The following is a 23697-nucleotide window of genomic DNA, read 5'->3' on the forward strand; positions in this document are numbered from 1 at the left end:
ATATATTATTTATGAATCATCTATTTAAAAGATATACACTAATTCTACTCATTGCTGTTTCATTTCAGGCAACAGCGCAAAACACGCTTTCAGATGCTAAAGTAGATTCTTTACTACAAGTTTTGCGCTTACCTGCTTTAGATTCAATTATTCTTATTACTGAACCAACTGCATTAAGCTCTCTTTATTTTACTGGCATAAAAAAATATAGGGGAGAAATAAAAAGTGCTACACTGCATAAACTGTTTCAAAAAATTGAGAAGTTAGGTGCAGATCATAAGAACCCTGGTCTTGAAATGTATGCTGGCATTTGGCAGTACTATACGAGACCAAACATTGATGATTCAAATTATGAGTATACTAAAGTGTTACAAAAAATAGCTGAAAAAGCAACCAATTCAGGGGTTTTATGGGTTGAAATTGCAGCGAAATTTCAGTATGCACTTTTGCTTATAAATACAAAAGAGGACTTTAAAAAGATAGAAAAAGGAATTTGGCTTTTAAGAGAAAGTATAGAAAAAATCCATAAAAAAAATGATGCAAATATTTCTCCTGGTTCTCTTTTAGAACATTATAGAGTGCTTACTGGTTGCTATTATGAAATGGATGATATACCAAATGCAATTTTGTATTCTGTAAAAGCATTAAATATGGACTATCCTAGAGGTCAAAAATTAATCTCAACTAAAGATAAAATCTTCAGACAAACTAATAACAATCTTGGTGTGTATTATCGTGAAAATCAGCAATTAGATTCCTCAAATTTTTATTTTAAGAGAGTTTTTAACTTGCCATTAACGAATACTAGTTCACGAGGAGATAGTTTAATACATGCCGTTTCTGGTGGTAATTTAGGCGAAAATTTTTATTTACAAGACAATTATAAAGAGGCTTTGCCTTTGTTACAAAAAGATGCAGATTTTACTACCAAAGTAAAAATTTGGGGAAATGCTAGTAATGCACTTATTTTAATAGCTGACATCTACTTAAAAAAAGGGGAGTTTAAGAAAGCAAAAGAGGTTTTAGAGAAGGCAACTTTTGCAGCTCATCATTCTGGAAAAAAAATAAAAAGACTTAGCAAATTATACCCTGTTTTATCTAACTATTATAAAATCATTGGTCAACCTAATATTGCTCTTACTTATGCAGATTCTACCATTGTTGCACTAGATAGTTTAAAAAGAAAAAACAATCAATTTAGAAGTGCTAACGTAGAACAAGCCTATAATAAGTACAAAATAAAAACAGCTGCAGAAAAAGAACTAGCCTCTAAAAATGATAACATTACACTAAGAAATATTAGTTTACTCGTATTATTGGTGTTACTTATTGTTGGGTATTTTATTTTTAGAAAATCTAAACTAAAAGCAAAGCAACAAGAGAAAACACTTTTAAGTGAAGTTGATAAAGTTACCCAAGAATTAAATGTTTCTAAAAAGCAATTGGATGTGTTTATACAAGAAGCACAGCAAAAAGCACTTTCTAAAAAAGTGATACTTACAGACGCAGATTGGCGAGAATTTCTTCAATATTATAATAAAGTGTACCCTAGTTTTGTAATGAGTTTAAAAACAAAGTATCCAAAACTTACTGAGGCCGAAGTTCGTTTTTGCTGTCTTACCTATCTTTCTTTATCAGACAAAGAAATGGCAGCAATGTTAGGAGTTGGACGCCCAAGTATTCGAGTTACAAGACAGCGATCTAGAGCTAAACTGCAAATCACGAAAGAGGAATCTTTTGAAACACTTTTTCAAAGTCTTTAGGAACCTAATTTATATAAATTACAGCACTTTGGTTTTGCTAAAAATCAATGAAAATGCTTTTTTACTTCTTTTAAATTCAAAAAATCAGTATAATTTTAATTTTTAACAATCTATAAGTCAGCACTTTGTATCTTGTTACTTTATGTTACAGCTAAAATTCTTTTAGTGTATAGGTTATGGTTATTTTTATTTCATTAAAAAATATCTAAACCTAACATCATGAAAAAAGTCTACAGCACATTTCTATTTTTATTTTTAACTTCAATCTGTTTTGCACAAGGTATTTCTGTGCAAGGTATTGCTAGAGATGCGGCAAATTCTGCAATTAAGAATTCAAATTTAACTTTTACTTTCAGTATCACTAAAGCTGATAATACTGTGCTTTTTGAAGAAACACAATCCATAAGAACAGATAATTTTGGTGTTTTTTCTCATATAGTGGGCACAGGAAATCCTCAAGTAGCCACTTTTAATAGTATAGATTTCGCACTAAAAGAATTAAGATTAAAAATTTCTGTAGCTCCAAATGGTAATAAGATAGAGATTTACAACCAACCTTTTCAATATTCACCTTATGCCCATTACGCAAAAAGAGCTGCAAAAGCAGATAATGGTGCTCCTACAGGTTCTATTATGCCATTCGTTGGCACTACTGCTCCAGAAGGATGGGCTTTGTGCGATGGTTCTAGTATAGCGTCTGTTACCGATGGTGCAGCTTTAAGAGCGTTAATAGGCGATTTTACACCAGATCTTAGAGGTGTGTTTTTAAGAGGGACTGGTGCAAATGCTAAAACAGGATATACCAATTATGAAGGACCTAATTTAAAAGAGTTTCAGAAAGACGAAAACAAAGAACATTTACACAACGTAGATATAAATACAAGTATGGAAGGTGAACATTCACATGAAGAAACAAATACTACAGTAATATCAAGCCCTATTGGATATCTTACAGGTCCAACAGTAAGAAGTTTTCTTTCCGCTGCTCAAGTCTCTACACCGCAAACGGATGTTCAAGAAAACCACAACCATAACGTAAAAGGTGAAACTGAAAATTCTGGTACAGAATCAAGACCAGTCAACTTTGGTGTTAACTATATTATAAAATTATAATCATTTTATAATGAAAAAAACACTACATATTTTATGTCTGTGTTTGGTAACCTATATTGCCAAAGCACAAGATCAAAGTGAACCCCAACTTTTTGTTGGTAATGCAGCTGTAGATTATAAATCTGTTGAAAATAATTTACAAGTGCAAATGCAAGTAGGAAATCCTATTTTTTCTATGAATAGTACTTCTACACAAAACCTTACTAATATTGGTTTTCCTTATGGTGTCTTTTATGTTGCTTCAACTTTTTTACCAAATGAAGGTTTAGAAATATCTAAAGGATATTATACAGATAGAGTAAATATCAAGTGGACTTTAAATTCGAATCAAAATGTTATAGAGAAAATTAATATTTACAGAAAAGAATTAGGAAGTGCAACACCAACACAGTTAATAGGTACTGTAAGTAAAGATGTTTTTGAGTTTGATGATATCGAAACACAAGGAGGTATTTTGTACGAATATAAAATAGAAGCCGTTGGTGTTTCTACAATTGAAGAAGAATATGTTACGTATATAACTGATGTTGGTTTTAGAAATCCAACAGCTACAGTTTCTGGATCTATAAGTTTTGATGGCGGTAGCCCAGTGCAAGATGCTGTTGTTTTTGCAGAAGCAAATGGAGTAGCAAACAATGCTGGCTCTAGTTTACAATTTACTAATGGTTTTGTTGAGATAAATGATATTGAATATGAAATACCTACCAATGCATTAACCTTGCAAACTTGGGTTACTAAAAGTAACTATATTATGTCACTTCGAAGCACCAATGATGAAACTGAAATACAATTAAATGCAGGTAAGTTTTTTTCTCAATCTATTGGGCATGGTATAAATATAGCAGTGATACTTAATGGTCAATTTTATACGCTTCATCTATTAAATTCTTATCCTACAGGAGAATTAGATAATGAAGGGAATGATGTTTTTAAAAATATTTCTTCTTTAACAGATACTTCTTTTATTCATATTTCTTTGGTTTTAGCACAAGGAAGTCCACCAAAATATTATCTTAATGGAAGAGAATTAACACAAGCATACATAGATGGTATTTCTGGTTCTGATGGCATACCCGCTACAGATACTGAAGCAGCAATTGCTGGCGTTTTAAAACCTAGATTGAGTCTTCCTGTATTTACAGATTATAATATTCAATCTACCATAGATAAAGTAACTTTAGGACAAGGTTATAGAGGAGCAGGTTACACTGGGTATTTAGATGAGGTTAGGGTTTGGAAAAGAGCACTTTCTGCTAAAGAAATAAGAAGAGATTACAGAAGGTATTTAAGTGGAGGAGAAAGCGATCTAAGTATCTATTTAAGAATGGATGAAAAAGAAGGCAGTAATGTATATGATTTTTCTAAAAAAGGATTTCGATATAATAAAAACGATGGTTTTTTAGGAAGTGGCGTTACTTTTAGCTCAGTAACACCTACAAAAAAACAGTTAGGTGTCTTTGGAGTTACAGATGCAAACGGCAGTTACTCTATTGCTAGTATTGGATATTCTGGAACTGGAGAGTCTTTTGTGGTTACACCTTCTTTAGGTGTACATGAATTTGAACCCGCAAGCCAAACCGTATTTTTAGGAGCGGAATCAAGTGTGGTAAATCAGTTAAATTTTAAAGATATTTCTTCTTTTAAGTTTAATGGTAGAGCTGTATATAATGTTCAGGGTGTATTTAATTCAATAGCATTAGATGCTGATGAAGCAGCTTATACAGATATCGAAGATTTTGGATATAATCAATATAAAGTGACCAGCAATGGCGCTAGAATTATTATTAATAAAGGGCAGTATTATTATGAAGGTGGTACCATAAACAAAGACAATAATTTTCATGAAGGTGGAACGTTAAAAAAATATCCTGTAATTGGTTTAGAAAAAGCTTCCGTATATATAGATGGTAACATTGTAATAAATGCTGATAACCAGCCTGTAGAAACCGATGCTGACGGTAACTTTAGTATTACTGTTCCTATTGGTAAGCATAAAATTGAAGTTAGAAAAGATGGACATACCTTTGCACATACAGGCTTTTTTCCAGCATCAAATACCTTTGAGTTTTTTGAAAGTCAAATTAGTCCAAGATGGTTTATAGACACCACAAGGATATCTTTAATTGGTAGAGTTGTTGGGGGCAAATTAGAGTCAGAAAAACCATTAGGTTTTGGTTTGGAAGGTGAATACAATTATTTAAATAACAAAGATGAAGAAAACGAAGAAACCGAAATTATTTCATCAACAAATAATATTGGTGTAGCAACAATAATTCTAAAAGGAAATATTAATACCAATACTTTTGATGTTCCTGTTTCAACCAATCCAATTACAGGTGAATATGTAGTTTCTTTAATTCCTCACATCTATTATATTAAAACTACGGATTTAAAAATCCCTTCAAACACAGCTTTGAATGGTGAAATTTTAACCAGTAATGAAACTTTAAATTTATTAGCAACTCCTGTTTTAGATTCTATTAGTTATACAACAAAGGACGGTACAGAACTTTTTTCTGAACCATTTCATCATAAAAAAAGTTTTAGATATAACGCTCCTGTTACCTTAACATTATTGGATCAAGATTATGACAAAGAAATTGTTATTGGTGCTAATACCTATGATATTAGTACTTTAAACACACCTTTGTATACACAAAAAAAACAATATGATATCACTTTTGAAGTGTCACAAAATTATGTAAACAAAGATGCATCAGAAGATAAAATTACTAAAGAATATTTTACAGAAGGTACTTTTAATATTACCAACAATTTGGAGATTGCCAATAAAAGCACAATGACACTTGGTAAAAATGGCAAAGAATATAAATATTCCTTTTTTGCTGGAGAGCCAAATATTGCAATAGCAGATGGTTTTAAAAAATCAATTTCGGTTCAGTATAATATTCCTGGTAGCAATGCTTTAGGAATTTCTAATGCAGATGATTTCAAATCAGAAGGAATTATAGATGGAGGTGCACCTACAGGTGGGGTAGATTTTGCTTCTGTTGCACCAGATGTGCCTGATATTATTTTAAGAGATCCTCCTGGTTCTAATAGTTTTGCATCCATAGAAAAAGGAACAACAATTACATATACTCAAGAAATTTTAGGAGCAAATACAGAGGCAGAAGGAGGAGGATATTATGTTTCCATAGGGTCTACTATTACTGTTTCAACTGGAATACCTGCAGCTTTGGTTGATACAGATGTTAATATTGTAATAGATACAGAAGGTTCATTTTCCAAATCTATAGAAAACACTTCAGAAAATGTAACCACAAATACCTATACATTTAATAAAACTATTTCTACAAGCGATGATCCTAATTTTGTAGGCGCATCTGGAGATCTATATATTGGGAATGCCAAAAATGTGTATTATGGTATTTTTAATAACATGTTTGTCACAGATACTCCATTACTCCTTGCAAACGGAACTCCAGTACCTAATATTGAAATAATTGCAAAAAATGCAAGCGGTGAAGATGTGACAATGTATGTTAGTACAAGGCAAGATTATGTAATTGGAGAACAACCTACAAAAACATTCTATACGTATTCACAAAAATATATTATAGAAACTTTAATACCAAATTTAGAAAAATTAGCAGCAAATTTTGTTGAACCTCCAATTGACCCCAATGCAGATCCATTAGTTCCTGTTTATACACAAGCAACATATCAAAAACAAGCAGATTTATGGAGGAAAATTATTCAACAAAATGAAAAAAGTAAATATGATGCAAAAAACAATAGAGATGATTATAAGCAAAGTGTTTTAGAAAGTGTTAAAGGTTTTGGAGAATTTGAAAGTGAAATAACTGATTTGGTAAACGCAAATTTTTTCTCGAATCAATCTTTTGATGCGGGTGTTGGCGAGTTTACAAGCGAAATAAGTTCTACTCAAATTGTAGATAGTTCTATAGGAGTATCTGTAGAAACCTCGGAAGAGTTTAAATCACAGTTGGGGCTTTTAATCTTAAACATAGGTGCAGTTGGTAATTATACATATGCAAAATCTAAAATTACTACTTCTAACCAAACTTCTGGAGCAGAACGTACAAGTACGATATCGTACACTTTAAAAGACAATGATGACAATAATTCATTAAGTGTAGATGTGGTAAATATGTTTGATGGTAATGGCCCTATTTTTATAACACGTGGTGGCGCTACCTCTTGCCCTTATGAGCCAGAGACCACCTCACTTTTTTATAAAGTAGCAGGTTTTGATGAAGCTATTATTGGTAATGGAGGAGAAATTTTATCTGACCCTACCAATCGCGTGTATTTACCAAGTTTATTATCAGACAAAACAGTGTTAACCAATGTACCAGAAAGTGAAGGTGCCTTGTTTACATTATTTCTAAAAAATAATAGTGAAACACAATCTGATTTAGAATACATTTTAGATGTAGATGCATTAACCTTAAATGGCGCCACTACAAATATTGCTGTAAACGGTGTAAATGTCTACATTCCTTATAATGAAACTGTAGAATTTCCTTTTGAAGTGTATAAATCATCTGCATCAAGTATTTTTAAATATGATGATATTAGGGTCTATTTAAAAAATCCTTGTGATGAAATTACTGCTTCTGAAGCTTTTGTAGATGTTTCTGTAGAGTTTAAAAAATCGTGTTCTAAAGTAACGGTTTCTGCACCAGAAGATAATTTTATTTTTAACAGAGCAGAAGCCTATGCTACAGATACAAATACTGGAATTACAACCACAAATACATTACCAATAACATTTACAGACTTTAATACCGATTTTGCTGGTTTTAACAAAATAGAATTACAATACAGAAATGCAAGCTCGGCAAATTGGATTAAGCTTAAAACCTATTATGGTTCACAAGCTTTAAAAGATACTGCTAGTGATGATGATGGAGAAGTTATAGACCCAACAAATTCTGAGTATACTTTTAATTGGAATGTTATTGCAAATAAAATACCTGATGGTACTTATGAGTTTAGAGCTATTTCTTATTGTACAGACGAGGTTAGTTATAACTCTCCAATAGTTTCTGGTACAATAAATTTAAATGCACCAGTTCAGTTTGGTACACCACAACCTACAGATGGTATTTTAGATGTAGGTGAAGATATTTCTTTACGATTTAATGAGGCTATTTTTAAAGGTGATTTAACCAATATTAAAGTTACTGGCTTAAGCAATCAACAAGAAATAGATCATAGTGTTTCTGTGTATTTAGATGGTGGTGCGAATCAAATTGAGTTGCCAAATCAAATTTTACCAAACGGTTCTTTTACCATGCAATTTTGGTTTAAAAATGCAACATCTGGATCAGGAAATTTAATCAGTCAAGAAAACGGAATTAATGCTAGTTTAAATGGTGATCAACTTACATTTAGTTTGGGAGGAGAATCTGTAATAGCAACGATAGATCCTTCTCAATATAATTTCTATTCTTTAGTCTATCAAAGTGGAAAGGATCCTCAATTATTGATATTTCAAAATGGAAACGAGTTAGAAAATAAAGTGTTAACAGGCAATTTAGATATCAACTCTAATAGTTCAATTTTTATTGGTGGTAGCAACGTTATTGGTAATATACACGATCTTCGTTTTTGGTCTAAAACCTTTACACCAGCACAAGCAACAGTAGCGAAAGATAAAACATTAACGGGTAGGGAATTAAATCTTTTAGGGTATTGGACTTTAGATGAAGGAAATGGGAAAACTGGTTTTGATAAAGCAAAAAGCAGAAATGCTATTGTAAATTTAGGTTGGGATATTAAACCTAAAGGAACAGCATATACTTTTGCCAACAATGCTTATTTATCATTAGAAAATGTAGGGTTTGTGCAACCAAGTGTTGCGGAAGATATTACACTTTCATTTTGGATTAAAACAGCAACAGCAACTGCTGGAACTATTTTTTCTAACGGAAAAGGAAATGATGAGGACCTGCCACAGAGTGATGGATCTAGAAATAAATGGTCTGTAAATATGAAATCTGATGGAAATTTAGAATTGATGTCAGAAAATATTTCTTATAATTTAACTACAGTGTCTGTTGCAGATGGCAATTGGCATCATATTGCAATGATTGTAAAAAGAGGAGGTTCAATAAATACCTATGTAGATGCTTTAGAAACAGCTTCTGTTTCTTCGATAAAAATTGGTGGAATTTCTGGAAGCAAAATATTAATCGGTGCAAGATTGTTTGATGATGGTTTTTCTAATCTAACAATGGATAATCATTTTACAGGAAGTTTAGATGAAATCCGTTTATGGAATACTGCAAGAAGTTTCGAACAAATTAAAAGAGATCGTTATTTTGAAATTGAGCCCAATTCAGAAGGCTTAATGCTGTATGTAGATTTTAATCAAGAAGATGGAAATACTACTAAAGGTCCTAAATACAATCATGTAGCGATCAATAATACTGTAACAAGTACTTTTTCAAGACTAAATGCAGGATCAACACAAAATTACACACAAGATTCCCCAGCATTAAAACCAAAGTTACAGTTTACAAATATTCCGTTTTCAACAGTAGTAAATGGAGATCAAATGATTATTCAACCAACTTTAACAGATGAAGAATGGTCTTTATATGAAGGTCAAATTTTAGATTTTTCTGTTTCTAGAATGAATGATACCCATTTTAATGAGCAATTATCGCCAATAAGTTGGTCTGCTTTAGTAAGTAAACAAGAAATAGAATGGTTTACACAAAACCAAACCAAAGAAATTGTAGCTGAGAAAAATGTAAACGAAGCCTATTCATTTACCATGGATATTGTGAATAAAGGCGGAAGTAATCAAACGTATTCAATTAGTGGTTTACCAACCTGGATAACTGCTGATAGTAGTGAAGGATCTGTTGCTCCAAATGCAATAAAACAACTTGTTTTTAAGGTTGATAATGAGTTGGCAATGGGCATTTATAATGCAGATATTTACCTAGAGACAGCATCTGGATTTAATGATAGATTAACATTGTCTTTAAGAGTGATAACGCCAGCACCTGATTGGTCTGTAAACGCTCCTGATTATTCAAATAGTTTAAATATTATTGGAAAAATAAAAATTAATGAAATCTTCTCAAGAGATCAATTCACTAAAGTGGGTGCTTTTGTAAATAATACACCAAGAGGTGAGGCTTATTTACAATATGATGATGCTTTTGATAGCTATTTTGTGTATTTAACGGCATACAGTAATGTTACAAGTGGTGAAGAAATAACTTTTAAAATTTGGGATGCTTTAAACGGAAAAGTATTAGTTGCTTCTATTGATGGCGCAGTAAATACACTCTTTTTACAAAATGAAGTTTTAGGTTCTAAATCAATACCTGTTGTATTTTCTGGAGCTCAATTTTCTGAGCAAACTACGTTACTAAATAAAGGTTGGACTTGGGCTTCTTTTTTTGTGGAACATGATAATTTTATCAATATCAAAGAAACTTTTGATGGGCTAATGTTGGAAGATAATGACCAGATTAAATCTCAAAATGAATTTACACGTTATGAAAATAACGATTGGTTTGGTTCTTTAACTACTTTAGAAAACACAAAAATGTATAAAGTAAAATTAGCAAATACAAATTCATTACAATTAATTGGAAATGATGTTGATGAAGCTAACGTTCATATTGCTATTAATGAAGGCTGGAACTGGTTGGCATACCCAATTCACAGAAATATAAGTCTTGCAGAAGCACTTGCTAATTATAATCCTACAGATGGCGATGTTATAAAGGATCAATACAATTTTGCAATTTACGATTCAAATTCTGGTTGGAGCGGAACACTTAATTACATGCAATCTAATAGAGGTTATATGATGAAATCTGGAGTTGCTCAAACATTAAATTATCCAAATGCTAATTATCAACAGAAATCAAATGTTACGGGTCAAGAACATTCCGCAGAAACCATTGCACAGTTTGCTAAATACAATGCAAATATGAGTGTGATATCAGAAATTGTAGCAGATGATGAATTTGAGAAAGTATTCGTGTATGATGCTGAAGGAGTACTAAGAGGAGCATCTCCAATTATCACTTTAAACAGCAGAAAAATTAGTTTTATTACTGTTTTTAGCAATACAAATGATGCTTTAAAGTTTGTGCTTTCTGATGGAAATACAGAAGTTGATGTAACGTCTAGTGTTGTTTTTGAAAACAATAAAGTACTAGGAGATCTTAAAAATCCTGTTGTTTTAAGTTTAAAGAGTTTATCAACAGAAAATGAATTTTTAAGTAATGTTGTTTTGTATCCAAATCCGTTTTCAAATACCATCACAATAAACTCATCTTTGCAAAAAGATAAGGTTACTAAAATAGAAATATTTAATACAATTGGTGCGCTTGTAAATACAATTTCGACCCATAAAGAGGTTGCAACAATAGATACTTCTAATTTGGCAAAAGGTGTTTATTTAATGAAGTTAAGTGCTTCTAATGGGAAAAGTATTATTAAGAAAATGATTAAAAAATAAGATGATGAAAAGCGCTATTATTTTTCTATTCTTAGTTATAAATACATTAAATATAAAAGCTCAAGATCCTAATTGGTCTGTAAACACTGCTGGTTATCAATATAGTATGACGTTTACATCCTTTTTAAATAGCAATGGCACAACACTTTCATCTACAGATGACCGTGTTGCTGCTTTTGTAAATGACGAGATAAGGGGTGTTGCTAATGTGGTCTATGTAGCAAGTGTACATAAGTATGTTGCGTATTTATCTGTCTATGCAAATACGGATAATGAAACAATTTCATTTAAAATGTATGATAGTGTAAATGATGTTGTAATTGATGTCGATAAAACGCAAAATTTTGTTATTGATGGCAATGTTGGTGGCGTTTTTCAATCCTATAGTATTGCAAAGCCTGCATTAAATAATGAAGCTGTTTTAAATTCGTTTGGTTTTGTTGGAGTATCAAATGAATCGCAAACAATTGTAAATAATAAAATTAATGTTGTATTACCTATTGATACAGCGATTACAAATTTAGTTGCTGAGTTCTCATTAAGTGATGGTGCCCGTTTTTTTGTAGAAAATGTAAAACAAATCTCTGGAGTTACAGAACAGGATTTTACGAATCCAATTCTTTACAAAATAGTATCAGAAGATGAATCTAAACTTTTAGAATATGAAGTACATGTAACTTTAGGGAATGTAAACACAGAGATACCAGAACTTGTTTTATTAACTGATGAAACCTCTTTTGTAAAACAAGTTCCTTTAATTGTTAATTTAAAAACAAATGTTGCCATTTATGGTTTAAAAAAAGAAAGTATTTCACTTTCAAACGCAGTAGTTTTGTCAATTAATAAACTTGATGAATTTAATTATTCATTGCAAATTGTACCCATTCAACAAGGATTATTTTCAATAGAAATTTTTGCGAATTCAGTATTTAATAATGAAAATGCAGGAAATTTAATTTCTAATAAACTCTTCTATACGTATGATTTGATAAGTCCTTATGTTTTATCAATCAAAAGAGAAAAACCAACAAATGAGATCACAAATAGTCATACGTTAGAATTCACAGTCATTTTTAATGAAGCCGTAGAAAATGTTACGGCATCAGTTTTTGAGACAATTTCTAACACGACAATTAATGTAACAAAAGAAACGGATGCTAAATATAAAGTTACAATAGCTGCTGTAAATAATTATCTAGGCGTAGTTTCATTAAATATCAAATCTGTTAATGACATAAAAGATAGGGCTGGTAATGTTTTAATTAATTCAACAATTAAAATAACCCAAAATTAAGTTATGAAATCAGTTATCTATAAAGTTTCTTTGATTTTTTTTATCAGTTTTTGGTTTCAAAACACCCAAGCTCAAGACCCTAATTGGTTTGTAAATTCATCTAATTATCAGTACAGCATGACCTTTACTACGTTTTTAAACGTAGATGGCTCTAATTTAACTTCTGAGAATGATAAAGTAGCAGCTTTTGTAAACGGAGAAGTAAGAGGAGTTGCCAATATTATTTATGAAGCAAGTGTTCAAAAGTATGTAGCCTATTTATCTGTGTATGCAAATACAAATAACGAAACCATTAGTTTTAAAATTTATAATAGCACTGCAGATTTAGTTGTAAATATTGATAGAACAGAAACATTTAGTATTGATGGAAATATGGGAGGAATTTTTCAATCGTATAGTATTGCAAGTCCAGAATTGAATGAAAATGCGATTTTTAGTTCTTTTAATTTTTTAGGAATCACTGCTGTAGCGGAAGAAATTACTTCGGATAAAATAAATATTGTTTTACCAGAAAATACAGATGTAAGGGCATTGTCAGCTGTTTTTGTGTCAAGTGAAAATTCAGCAGTTTATGTTGATGGTGTTATGCAAATATCTGGCGTGTCAAAACACAGTTTTACAAATCCAGTTATTTACAAGGTACTATCAGAAAATCAAGCTGTTTTAAAAGAATATGAAGTTTCTGTTTCTTTGGCATTAAATAGTGATCCTGTCACTGTGGCTATTTCAACTACAAATAATTTAAAAACAAATAGTATTCCTGTTACCCTAAATATTTCTTTTTCTAAAGTAGTGTCAGGTTTTGATATCTCAGATTTTTTATTAGAAAATGCTATAATTTCAGAATTCAGTACGGAAGATTCAAAAGTATTTAAGATAAACCTTATTCCAATGTCGCAAGGCGATTTTTCTATACAAGTTGCAGCAAATAGTGCTTTAGATGAAAATAATAACCAGAATGAGATATCAAATAAAATTATTTTCACCTATGATATTACAAAACCAATTATAACGAATATAGCTGTAGATAATGATGCAAACGCGTGGTGGTTTTTAGTAACGTTTAATGAAGAAGTTTTAAATATTGATGTTTCTGATTTTGAGATTAAAGGAATTGCATCAAATGGTATGACAATTTCATCTATAAATTTAGTTGAAAATAACCAATATAAAATTTCTGTTTCTAATACAAATTTAGAGGAAGGAACCATTTCGTTACAAGTTAAAAGTGCAAGTGATATTAAAGACTTTAGTTCAAATTCTATAGTTTTCTCAGAATATGAGGCTTATTTTATACCCAAAAAACCAATTACAATTACGGCAGATGTAAAATCCAAAATTTATGGAGAAACTGACCCTGAATTGACGTATACAATCACAACGGGAAGTCTAGAAAACGGAGATGTATTCACAGGAAATTTAACGAGAGAAGCGGGAGAAGATGTGGGAGATTATATAATTTCATCAACACTTTCTAATCACAATTATGACATCACTTTTGTAAGTAATAATTTAAGTATTGTACAGAAAGAGATTACAATTACAGCAGATGTAAAATCTAAAATTTATGGAGCAACTGACCCAGAATTGACGTACACAATAACAACTGGTAGTTTAGAAAATGGAGATGTGTTCACAGGAAATTTAACGAGAGTTATAGGAGAAGAAATAGGAGATTATGCAATTTCATCAACGCTTTCGAATAATAATTATGACATCACTTTTGTAAGTAATAATTTTAGTATTGTACAGAAAGAGATTACAATTACAGCAGATGTAAAATCTAAAATTTATGGAGCAGCGGACCCAGAATTAACCTATACAATAACAACGGGAAGTCTAGAAAACGGAGATGTATTCACAGGAAATTTAACGAGAGTTGCAGGAGAAGATGTGGGAGATTATATAATTTCATCAACACTTTCTAATAACAATTATGACATCACTTTTGTAAGTAATAATTTAAGTATTGTACAGAAAGAGATTACAATTACAGCAGATGTAAAATCTAAAATTTATGGAGCAACTGACCCAGAATTGACGTATACAATTACAACCGGAAGTATAGAAAACGGAGATGTATTCACAGGAAATTTAACGAGAGAAGCGGGAGAAGATGTAGGAGAGCATGCCATTTCATCAACACTTTCTAATAACAATTATGATATTACTTTTGTAAGTAATAATTTAAGTATTGTACAAAAAGAAATTACAATTACAGCAGATGTAAAATCCAAAATTTATGGAGAAACTGACCCTGAATTAACCTATACAGTAACAACCGGAAGTATAGAAAACGGAGATGTATTCACAGGAAATTTAACGAGAGAAGCGGGAGAAGATGTAGGAGAGTATGCCATTTCATCAACACTTTCTAATGATAATTATGATATTACTTTTGTAAGTAATAATTTAAGTATTGTACAAAGAGAAATTACAATTACTGCGGATGCAAAATCCAAAATTTATGGAGAAACTGACCCAGAATTGACGTATACAATCACAACGGGAAGTTTAGAAAACGGAGATGTATTCACAGGAAATTTAACGAGAGAAGCGGGAGAAGATGTAGGAGAGTATGCCATTTCATCCACACTTTCTAACAACAATTATGATATTACTTTTGTAAGTAATAATTTAAGTATTGTACAAAAAGAAATTACAATTACAGCAGATGTAAAATCCAAAGTTTATGGAGAAACTGACCCAGAATTGACGTATACAATCACAACGGGAAGTCTAGAAAACGGAGATGTATTCACAGGAAATTTAACGAGAGAAGCAGGAGAAGATGTAGGAGAGTATGCCATTTCATCCACGCTTTCTAGTAACAATTATGATATTACTTTTGAAAGTAATAATTTAAGTATTGTACAAAGAGAAATTACGGTTACAGCAGATATTAAAACGAAAAATTTTGGAGACTCTGACCCTGTTTTAACCTATCAAATTACAGAAGGTAGTTTAATTAATAATGATAATTTTACAGGAGTTTTAATTAGAGAAGTAGGAGAGTACGTTGGTGTTTATTTAATAGAAATTGGGACATTAAGTCTTAGTAATAATTATAATATAACTTTTATTGGAGCAAATTTTGAAATTTCCACAACAGCTAGTTTAGATGATATTTCATTAACGAATCGTATAAAAATTTTTCCAAATCCAGTTAACTTTTTTTTAAATGTAGAAACGAGTAATCAACTAGAGATTAAAAAAGTTATCGTACTAAGCTTATTAGGGAAAGTTTTAATTAATGAAAAAAATGTAAGTAAAGGTATTCAATTACAAAGTTTAAGTGCAGGTACGTACATAATTAAAATTATAACAAACCAAGGAATTGTTACAAAAAGGATCTTGAAAAAATAGCAACGAAAGCGAACAAAATTTTTTAAACATTTTAAGGAAATAGACATGCGTGTAAATTGATATATTTTAATCATTGTTGTCCGATAAAAGATAAAAAGACCGCTTTCGCTGTTAGAATCAAGAACAAAGACTTGAATGTAACTAACTGAAAAACAATATTATGACGATTTTAAATTTTTTGATACATTATAAATTCTAAAGCGGTTTTAATAGCAAGGTGTACTACTTTAAAAACTCTTGAAAATCAAGACTATCAATACTTTAAAACACTTTAGTTAATTTTAATCGGACAACACTATATTTTAATGAAAGTATGGAGGTTTTCTTTTCGTTAAATAAATTTATTGAATCCTTTTTTATTTTTTAGCTGTTTGTTGTGGTTAGCTCTAAGTAATATAGATGCTGTTTTCGAGCCTTTATTTGTTTTTATTTCTTGATTGTAATAAAATTTAAGCAAACAAATAAAGTACCAGAAAAGTAGAATCTGTTAAAAAATCTATTCGAAAAATACGATTAATATATTAATGTCAGCAATATCTACGTCATAATTTAAAGTTGTTACTTTTTTACAAAATACTATTATTTAGATTCATTATAAATAATTCGTTTTAACGAATATATAAGGTTTTTTGTATTCAGAATACCTGTCAAAATCCTTAAATTTGCTTGATTTTTTTAGATAACTAAAATTCCAATTTCCTATGTCAAAAGACATTCGTATTAAAAAAGGCTTAGATATTAAGCTTGTTGGGGAGGCTGAAAAAAACACTACAACGAGTTCTTTAAGTAGTGTTTATGCAGTGAAACCAGAAGATTTTCATGGAATTACACCAAAACTTGTTGCCAAAGAAGGAGCTAAAGTAAAAGCCGGAGACACACTTTTTTATTCAAAAAGTGATGAACGTATTTTATTTTTGAGTCCTGTTTCTGGTAAAGTTACGGAAGTAGTTCGTGGAGCAAGAAGAAAAGTATTAGCTGTAAAAATTGCTGCAGATACCAAACAAGTTCATAAAGATTTTGGGACTAAAAATGTAGATAAATTATCTGCAGAAGAGGTTAAAAATCATTTATTTGCTTCAGGTTGTTGGCCATTTATAAAGCAACGTCCTTATGACATTATTGCAAATCCAAATCAAGCGCCAAAAGCAATTTTTATTTCTGCGTATGCAAGTGCACCTTTAGCTGCTGATTTAGAATATACGCTGGCAGGTAAAGAAGCAGAATTGCAAGCTGCTGTTACGGCAATTGCAAAACTAACAGAAGGCAAAGTGCATCTTTCCGTTGGTCAGAATGCATCTTCTTTGTTTACAAGTTTAAAAGGAGTAGCGCTTCACAAGGTTTCAGGACCGCATCCTTCTGGGAATGTAGGAACGCAAATTGCAAAAATAGATCCTATTAATAAAGGTGAAGTTGTTTGGATTTTAACCCCGCAAGATTTAGTAGTTATTGGTGAGTTGTTTTTAACAGGTAAGTTAAATATGACAAGAACAGTGGCGCTAACAGGTTCTCAATTTAGCACGCCACAATATACAACAGCGATTGCAGGGGCATGTATTGCAGATGTTACGGCAAAAAATTTACAAAATAACAATACAAGAGTTATCAGCGGAAACGTACTTTCTGGAAAGGAAGTAAAAGAAGATGGTTTCTTAGGGTATTATGATAATCAAATTACAGCAATTCCTGAAGGAGATGATTATGAGTTTTTTGGTTGGAATAAGCCAATCTTTAATAAAATATCGACTTCAAGAGCTTTTACTTTTTCTTGGTTAACTCCAAATAAAAAGTACGATTTAAATACCAATACCAATGGTGAGCACAGAGCTTTTGTAGTAACAGGTGCTTACGAGGAGGTTTTTCCTTTGGATATTTATCCAATGCAATTGTTAAAGGCATTTATGTATAAAGATTTAGATGAGATGGAAGCTTTAGGAGGCTATGAAGTGGCTCCAGAAGATTTCGCATTAACAGAGTTTATTTGTGTATCTAAACAACCTCACCAAAAGATAATTCGTGAAGGTTTAGATTTAATGAGAGAAGAATTAGGATAAGATTATGAGCTTAAAACAAAACTTACACAATTTAAAAGAAAAATATAGAGGAACTAAAATGGCGCCTGCGTTCAACGCAATCCATACCTTTTTATATTTACCGAACGAAGTAACTCATACAGGAGGAACTCACATTAAAGCAGCAGACGACTTAAAGAGAACAATGAATATTGTCATTATCTCTTTAATACCTTGTTTGTTGTTTGGAATGTTTAACGCAGGTTATCAACATTATGCAGCAATCGATCCTTCTTTAAGAGGAGATGTATTCGCAAACTTTTTTACGATGGATAATCTTTGGATTGGAATCATAAAAGTATTGCCATTAGTCATCGTTTCTTATGGAGTTGGTCTTTTAGTAGAATTTATTTTTGCAGTGATAAAAGGACACGAAGTAGAAGAAGGCTACCTTGTAACAGGAATGTTAGTGCCCTTAATTGTGCCAATAGATACACCACTTTGGATGTTAGCTGTAGCAGTTGTATTTGGTGTTGTTATAGGTAAAGAAGTATTTGGAGGTACAGGAATGAATATCTTAAATCCTGCTTTAACCATCAGAGCTTTCTTGTTTTTTGCATATCCAACTTGGATGTCAGGAGATAAAGTTTGGGTATATGACGCAGTGAATAGAACAGGAACTGCAGATGCAATTTCTGGAGAAACTATTTTAGGAAGTTACGCACAAAATCAAGAAGTAATTTATTCAACTTGGGATAAATTTATGGGTTTCATACCTGGTTCTGTCGGAGAAACATCTACCTTCTTAATCTTAATAGGAGCCGCTATTTTGGTTTTTACTAAAATAGGAAGTTGGAGAATTATTGTTTCAACATTTGCGGGTGCAGCCGTTATGGGATTAATTTTTAATCTGGTTACTTCAAGTGGAATCATTACAGAATCTAGTAAATTTTATGGATTAATGAACACTGTTTGGTGGGAACATTTAATGATTGGTGGTTTGGCATTCGGAGCCGTTTTTATGGCAACAGATCCAGTAACTGGTTCTCAAACGAATAAAGGGAAATGGATTTATGGTTTCTTAATTGGTTTCTTCTCCATTATGATTCGTGTATTTAATCCGGCCTACCCAGAAGGAGTATTCCTAGCAATATTATTAATGAATGTATTTGCGCCAACAATAGATCATTATGTGGTTCAAGGAAACGTAAATAAAAGATTAAAACGAGCTAAAGTTAAAACTGCCTAATTATGAGTAAGAGAACAGATAGTAATGGATATACAATGATTTTCGCTGTGATAATGGTGTTAGTTGTTGGTTCTTTGTTAGCCTTTTTAGCATCGTCTTTAAAGCCTACCATTCAAGAAAATGAACGTATCGAAAAGCAGCAAAATATTTTGTACGCCATGGGTGTTAATGAAAACGACGGTTCGAATGCAAACTTTGTTTCTACAAAAGTTGCGGGTGCAGAATTTACAAAATATGTAAAAGAACAGTTGGTTTTGGTTGTTGAAGGCGATAAAGTGGTACAACAGCAAAACAGAGCTGAATATATGGCTGCCAATAATAATAGGGAACCTTATTTAATTGATGTAAAGAAACAACAAACCAATGCCAAAGAAGGTAAGGTTAGAAAGTTACCTTTATTTATTGGTGAAAAAGATGGTAAAATGTTTTATGTAGCACCAATTAGAGGAAAAGGTTTATGGGACGCTATTTGGGGTTATATTTCTTTGGATGAAAACATGGTAGTTCAAGGAGCTTACTTTGATCATAAAGGAGAAACTCCTGGTTTAGGAGCCAATATAAAACAACGTTATTTTATGGATGATTTTATTGGCGAACATTTAATTTCTGAATCAGGAAAATTCAAAGGTGTTACGGTGGCTAAAGGAAATAACGATCCGAAGAACGAAGACAAAACAGATTATGAAGTAGATGCTATTGCAGGTGCAACCATTACAGGTGATGGGGTTTCTGCAATGATCAAGAAAGATTTAGCATTATACATGCCTTATTTTAAAAATTTAAAAAAATAATTTATGGGACTTTTATCAAAAAAAGATTCAATTTTACTTACAGACCCATTAGCTGACAACAATCCAATTACAATACAAGTACTCGGTATTTGTTCTGCATTGGCAATTACGGCTGAATTAAAGGCATCGATAGTAATGTCAATTTCTGTACTTTTCGTTTTAGGTTTAGGAAATGTAGTGATCTCTTTAATGAGGAATATTATACCCTCAAAAATTAGAATTATTGTGCAACTTATCGTGGTAGCTACTTTGGTAATTATTGTGGATTTGGTATTAAAGGCATTCGCCTATGAGTTGAGTAAAACACTCTCTGTTTTTGTCGGCTTAATCATTACAAATTGTATCATTATGGGGCGTTTTGAAGCTTTTGCTTTAGCAAACGGACCTTGGAGATCGTTTTTAGATGGCATCGGAAACGCAGTAGGGTATGGTGTAATTTTAATAGCAGTTGGTTTTTTTAGAGAATTATTGGGTTCTGGTACTTTGTTAGGATTTAAAGTTTTAGGAGATCCAATAGAGAAAACAGGGTTGTACGCTTTAGGGTATGAAAACAACGGTTTTATGTTATTGTCACCAATGGCATTAATTGTAGTGGGCATAATCATTTGGATTCAGCGTAGTAGAAACACAGCATTAATAGAGGAAAATTAAATAGTTTATAGTTGCTAATTTTTGTTTGTTCGTTATGAACTAACAATCAAAAACTAGTAACCAAATACAAAAAAATATGGAACATATAGAATTATTTTTCAAATCAATCTTTATAGATAACATGGTCTTCGCAACCTTTTTAGGGATGTGTTCTTACCTTGCAGTCTCTAAAAAAGTAGCAACCGCCGTAGGTTTAGGAGCTGCAGTTATTTTTGTATTGGCGGTAACCGTTCCTTTAAACTGGTTGTTAGATCAATATTTATTACAACCAGGAGCTTTGTCTTGGCTTGGAGCAGAATACGCATCATTTGATTTAAGTTTCTTATCTTTTATCATGTTTATTGCAACTATTGCAACCATGGTACAATTGGTAGAAATTATTGTGGAGAAATTTTCTCCATCATTATACAATTCTTTAGGTATTTTCTTACCATTAATCGCTGTAAACTGTGCAATTTTGGGAGGTAGTTTATTCATGCAATCTCGTGAAATTCCAACTTTAGGATTGGCACTTACCTATGGCGTAGGGTCCGGAATTGGTTGGTTTTTAGCAATTTTAGCTATTGCAGCCATTCGAGAAAAAATTAGATATTCAAGTGTTCCTCCTGCTTTAAGAGGTTTGGGAATTACGTTTATCATTACGGGTCTTATGGCAATTGGTTTTATGAGTTTTGGTGGAATGTTAACAGGGGGTGATGAAGAAGAAAAGCCTGCAGTAGAAACAGAAGCTACGATAGAGAAAGTAGATAAAGAGAAAGTAAAAGAGGAATTAGCTAGTAACACTAAAACTATAGAGTAATATGATTTTGGCAGCAGGTACAACAGGAACGGTTATAGCAACAGTTGCAGCATTTTTACTAATAACATTAATATTAGTATCCTTGTTATTGTTTGTAAAACAGAAATTATCGCCATCAGGTCCCGTAAAGATCATGATTAATGGCGAAAGAGAAATAGAAGTGGCTTCAGGAGATTCTTTACTTTCTACCTTAGGAAATAACAAAATATTTTTACCATCGGCTTGTGGTGGTGGTGGAACTTGTATACAATGTGAGTGTCATGTTACTGAAGGTGGCGGAGAGGCTTTGCCAACAGAAGTGCCTCACTTTTCAAGAAAAGAATTGAAACAAGGAGCAAGGTTAGCATGTCAAGTAAAGGTAAAGCAAGACATGAATATTTCTATTCCGGAGGAAGTATTCGGAATTAAGAAATGGGATGCAGTTGTGGTAAGAAATTACAATGTAGCCTCTTTTATTAAGGAATTTGTAGTAGAAATTCCAGAAGATATGGGCTACAAAGCAGGTGGATATATTCAGATAGAAATTCCTCCTTGTGAAGTGAAGTTTGCTGACATGGATATTACGGCACACCCAGAAGAACATGATTCTCCAGATAAATTCGAAGCTGAATGGAATAAATTTAAATTGAGACCTTTAGTGATGAAGAACAATGAGACTGTAGAAAGAGCTTATTCTATGGCTTCTTTTCCAGCAGAAGGTAGAGAAATTATGTTAAATGTTCGGATTGCTACACCACCCTTTGATAGAGCCAAAGGTGGCTGGATGGATGTAAATCCAGGAGTTGCATCTTCTTATATTTTTAATTTAAAGAAAGGGGATAAATGTGTTATTTCTGGACCTTATGGTGAATTCTTTATCAACGAATCAGATTCAGAAATGTTGTATGTTGGTGGTGGTGCAGGGATGGCGCCAATGCGTTCGCACTTATATCATTTATTCAGAACCTTAAAGACAGGTAGAACTGTAACTTATTGGTATGGAGGACGTTCTAAAGCAGAATTATTTTACATTGAACACTTTAGAGCTTTAGAAAAAGATTTCCCTAATTTTAAGTTCTTTATCGCTCTTTCAGATCCTTTAGAATCTGATAATTGGAAAGTAAAGAAAGATATTAACGATAAAGAAGGAGATGGTTTTGTAGGTTTTATTCACAATTGTGTGATTGATAATTATTTAAGTCTACATGAATCACCAGAAGATTTAGAATTATATTTCTGTGGACCGCCGTTAATGAACAAAGCAGTTCAAAAAATGGGTGAAGATTTTGGTATGCCAGATGAAAGCATTCGTTTTGATGACTTTGGAGGATAAACAAAAGTTTTATATAGAAACGCTTGTTAATATAGCGAGACAAGTTTTAATTTCACTTAAAAATAAACATCAAAAAACCGATTCATTTCTGAATCGGTTTTTTGATGTCTTATAAAATCTACGGATTTATATAAAAGCCATAAGATGCCAATGAACTTTCAGATGATAGATTATGAATTTGAAATATTTTCTATGGATGATAAAGAAAATATGAGCATATCAATTGATATTTGTATTCAGTCTTGAAAGATAAAAGAAATAGAAGCTATTTTTACTCGATAATTTCAATAAAGAATTGGTATTACTTTAAAAAAGTTGCTAAATGATATACAGGTTCACCGTCTTCTTGTTCAAATAATTTTGAGTAGTCTAATACATAAGGTATGTTATCTAATTCACATAACAATTGAACGACACTGCAAAGACCATCAAATAAAACTTCTTGAGAAGTTGGGTTTTGAGGTTTCGGATTGTAGTGACACAAAGGTGTCTTGAATCCGCAAGCTTCTAAAAAAACTTTTTCAATTTGTAAGAGTTCTTGAGGTGTATAACCGTTAAATTTTCTTCCTAAATTTTGATGCACCTTCCCAAGATAACTTAATTTTAAAGAACCATGTTCATCTGATAGATGTTTCCAACTATCAAAATTATCTAAAATATTACCCACTGCACAAGCAGTGCAATCTTCAGGATTTAAGCGATTATTATGGTATGCGTTGTATAATTTTATTAAGGCCTGTTCTAATCTTTTTGTTGTTTTCATCTACTATACATTTTCTGGTGTAAATTAAGAAATTATTCCAAAAAAGTCAAATGAAATTTATCTATGATTATATTTAGAATAATCCTAAATTATAAGATGCGTAGT

Annotated in this window: 12 protein-coding genes; 11 read left to right on the forward strand and 1 reads right to left on the reverse strand. The window is 31.7% G+C overall.

All coding sequences use genetic code 11. The annotated features are described in order from the left end of the window. Window positions 1-11: 11 nt before the first annotated feature. The 11 genes from K8354_RS00575 (at window position 12) to nqrF (ending at window position 22829) form a co-directional block, all read left to right on the forward strand. A complete protein-coding gene (locus K8354_RS00575) occupies window positions 12-1763 on the forward strand; it encodes a tetratricopeptide repeat protein (protein WP_223444574.1) in 1752 nt (583 codons plus the stop codon). Between the two features lie 219 nt (window positions 1764-1982). Next, complete coding sequence (locus tag K8354_RS00580) at window positions 1983-2876, forward strand: phage tail protein (protein WP_223444575.1); 894 nt, start codon at window positions 1983-1985, stop codon at window positions 2874-2876. A gap of 10 nt (window positions 2877-2886) precedes the next feature. Further along, entirely contained in the window at window positions 2887-11358 is an 8472-nt protein-coding gene (locus K8354_RS00585; protein ID WP_223444576.1) for a LamG-like jellyroll fold domain-containing protein, read from the forward strand. 4 nt (window positions 11359-11362) lie between these two features. Then, window positions 11363-12652 (forward strand): SGBP N-terminal domain-containing protein, encoded by a 1290-nt coding sequence (locus K8354_RS00590; RefSeq protein ID WP_223444578.1) that lies wholly within the window; start codon window positions 11363-11365, stop codon window positions 12650-12652. Window positions 12653-12655: 3 nt separating this feature from the next. Next, window positions 12656-16018 carry an MBG domain-containing protein gene (locus tag K8354_RS00595; RefSeq protein ID WP_223444583.1) on the forward strand — a complete coding sequence of 1121 codons (3363 nt, stop codon included), beginning with the start codon at window positions 12656-12658 and terminating at the stop codon, window positions 16016-16018. A gap of 701 nt (window positions 16019-16719) precedes the next feature. Further along, window positions 16720-18069 (forward strand): Na(+)-translocating NADH-quinone reductase subunit A, encoded by a 1350-nt coding sequence (locus K8354_RS00600; RefSeq protein WP_223444584.1) that lies wholly within the window; start codon window positions 16720-16722, stop codon window positions 18067-18069. A gap of 4 nt (window positions 18070-18073) precedes the next feature. After that, the gene (locus tag K8354_RS00605) at window positions 18074-19276 is read left to right on the forward strand and encodes an NADH:ubiquinone reductase (Na(+)-transporting) subunit B (protein WP_223444585.1); all 1203 of its coding nucleotides are present in this window, start codon (window positions 18074-18076) and stop codon (window positions 19274-19276) included. A 2-nt stretch (window positions 19277-19278) separates the two neighbouring features. Then, window positions 19279-20067 carry a Na(+)-translocating NADH-quinone reductase subunit C gene (locus K8354_RS00610; protein WP_223444587.1) on the forward strand — a complete coding sequence of 263 codons (789 nt, stop codon included), beginning with the start codon at window positions 19279-19281 and terminating at the stop codon, window positions 20065-20067. A gap of 3 nt (window positions 20068-20070) precedes the next feature. After that, window positions 20071-20718 (forward strand): NADH:ubiquinone reductase (Na(+)-transporting) subunit D, encoded by a 648-nt coding sequence (locus K8354_RS00615; RefSeq protein WP_223444589.1) that lies wholly within the window; start codon window positions 20071-20073, stop codon window positions 20716-20718. A 76-nt stretch (window positions 20719-20794) separates the two neighbouring features. Beyond that, entirely contained in the window at window positions 20795-21517 is a 723-nt protein-coding gene (nqrE, locus tag K8354_RS00620; protein WP_223444591.1) for an NADH:ubiquinone reductase (Na(+)-transporting) subunit E, read from the forward strand. A gap of 1 nt (window position 21518) precedes the next feature. Beyond that, entirely contained in the window at window positions 21519-22829 is a 1311-nt protein-coding gene (gene nqrF, locus K8354_RS00625) for an NADH:ubiquinone reductase (Na(+)-transporting) subunit F (protein ID WP_223444593.1), read from the forward strand. A 301-nt stretch (window positions 22830-23130) separates the two neighbouring features. Here the strand turns inward: nqrF and K8354_RS00630 are convergent, their stop codons facing one another. Continuing rightward, complete coding sequence (locus K8354_RS00630) at window positions 23131-23592, reverse strand: Na(+)-translocating NADH-quinone reductase subunit F (RefSeq protein ID WP_223444595.1); 462 nt, start codon at window positions 23590-23592, stop codon at window positions 23131-23133. Window positions 23593-23697 lie beyond the last annotated feature (105 nt).

This window comes from Polaribacter litorisediminis (genome assembly GCF_019968605.1).
Lineage (GTDB): Bacteria > Bacteroidota > Bacteroidia > Flavobacteriales > Flavobacteriaceae > Polaribacter > Polaribacter litorisediminis.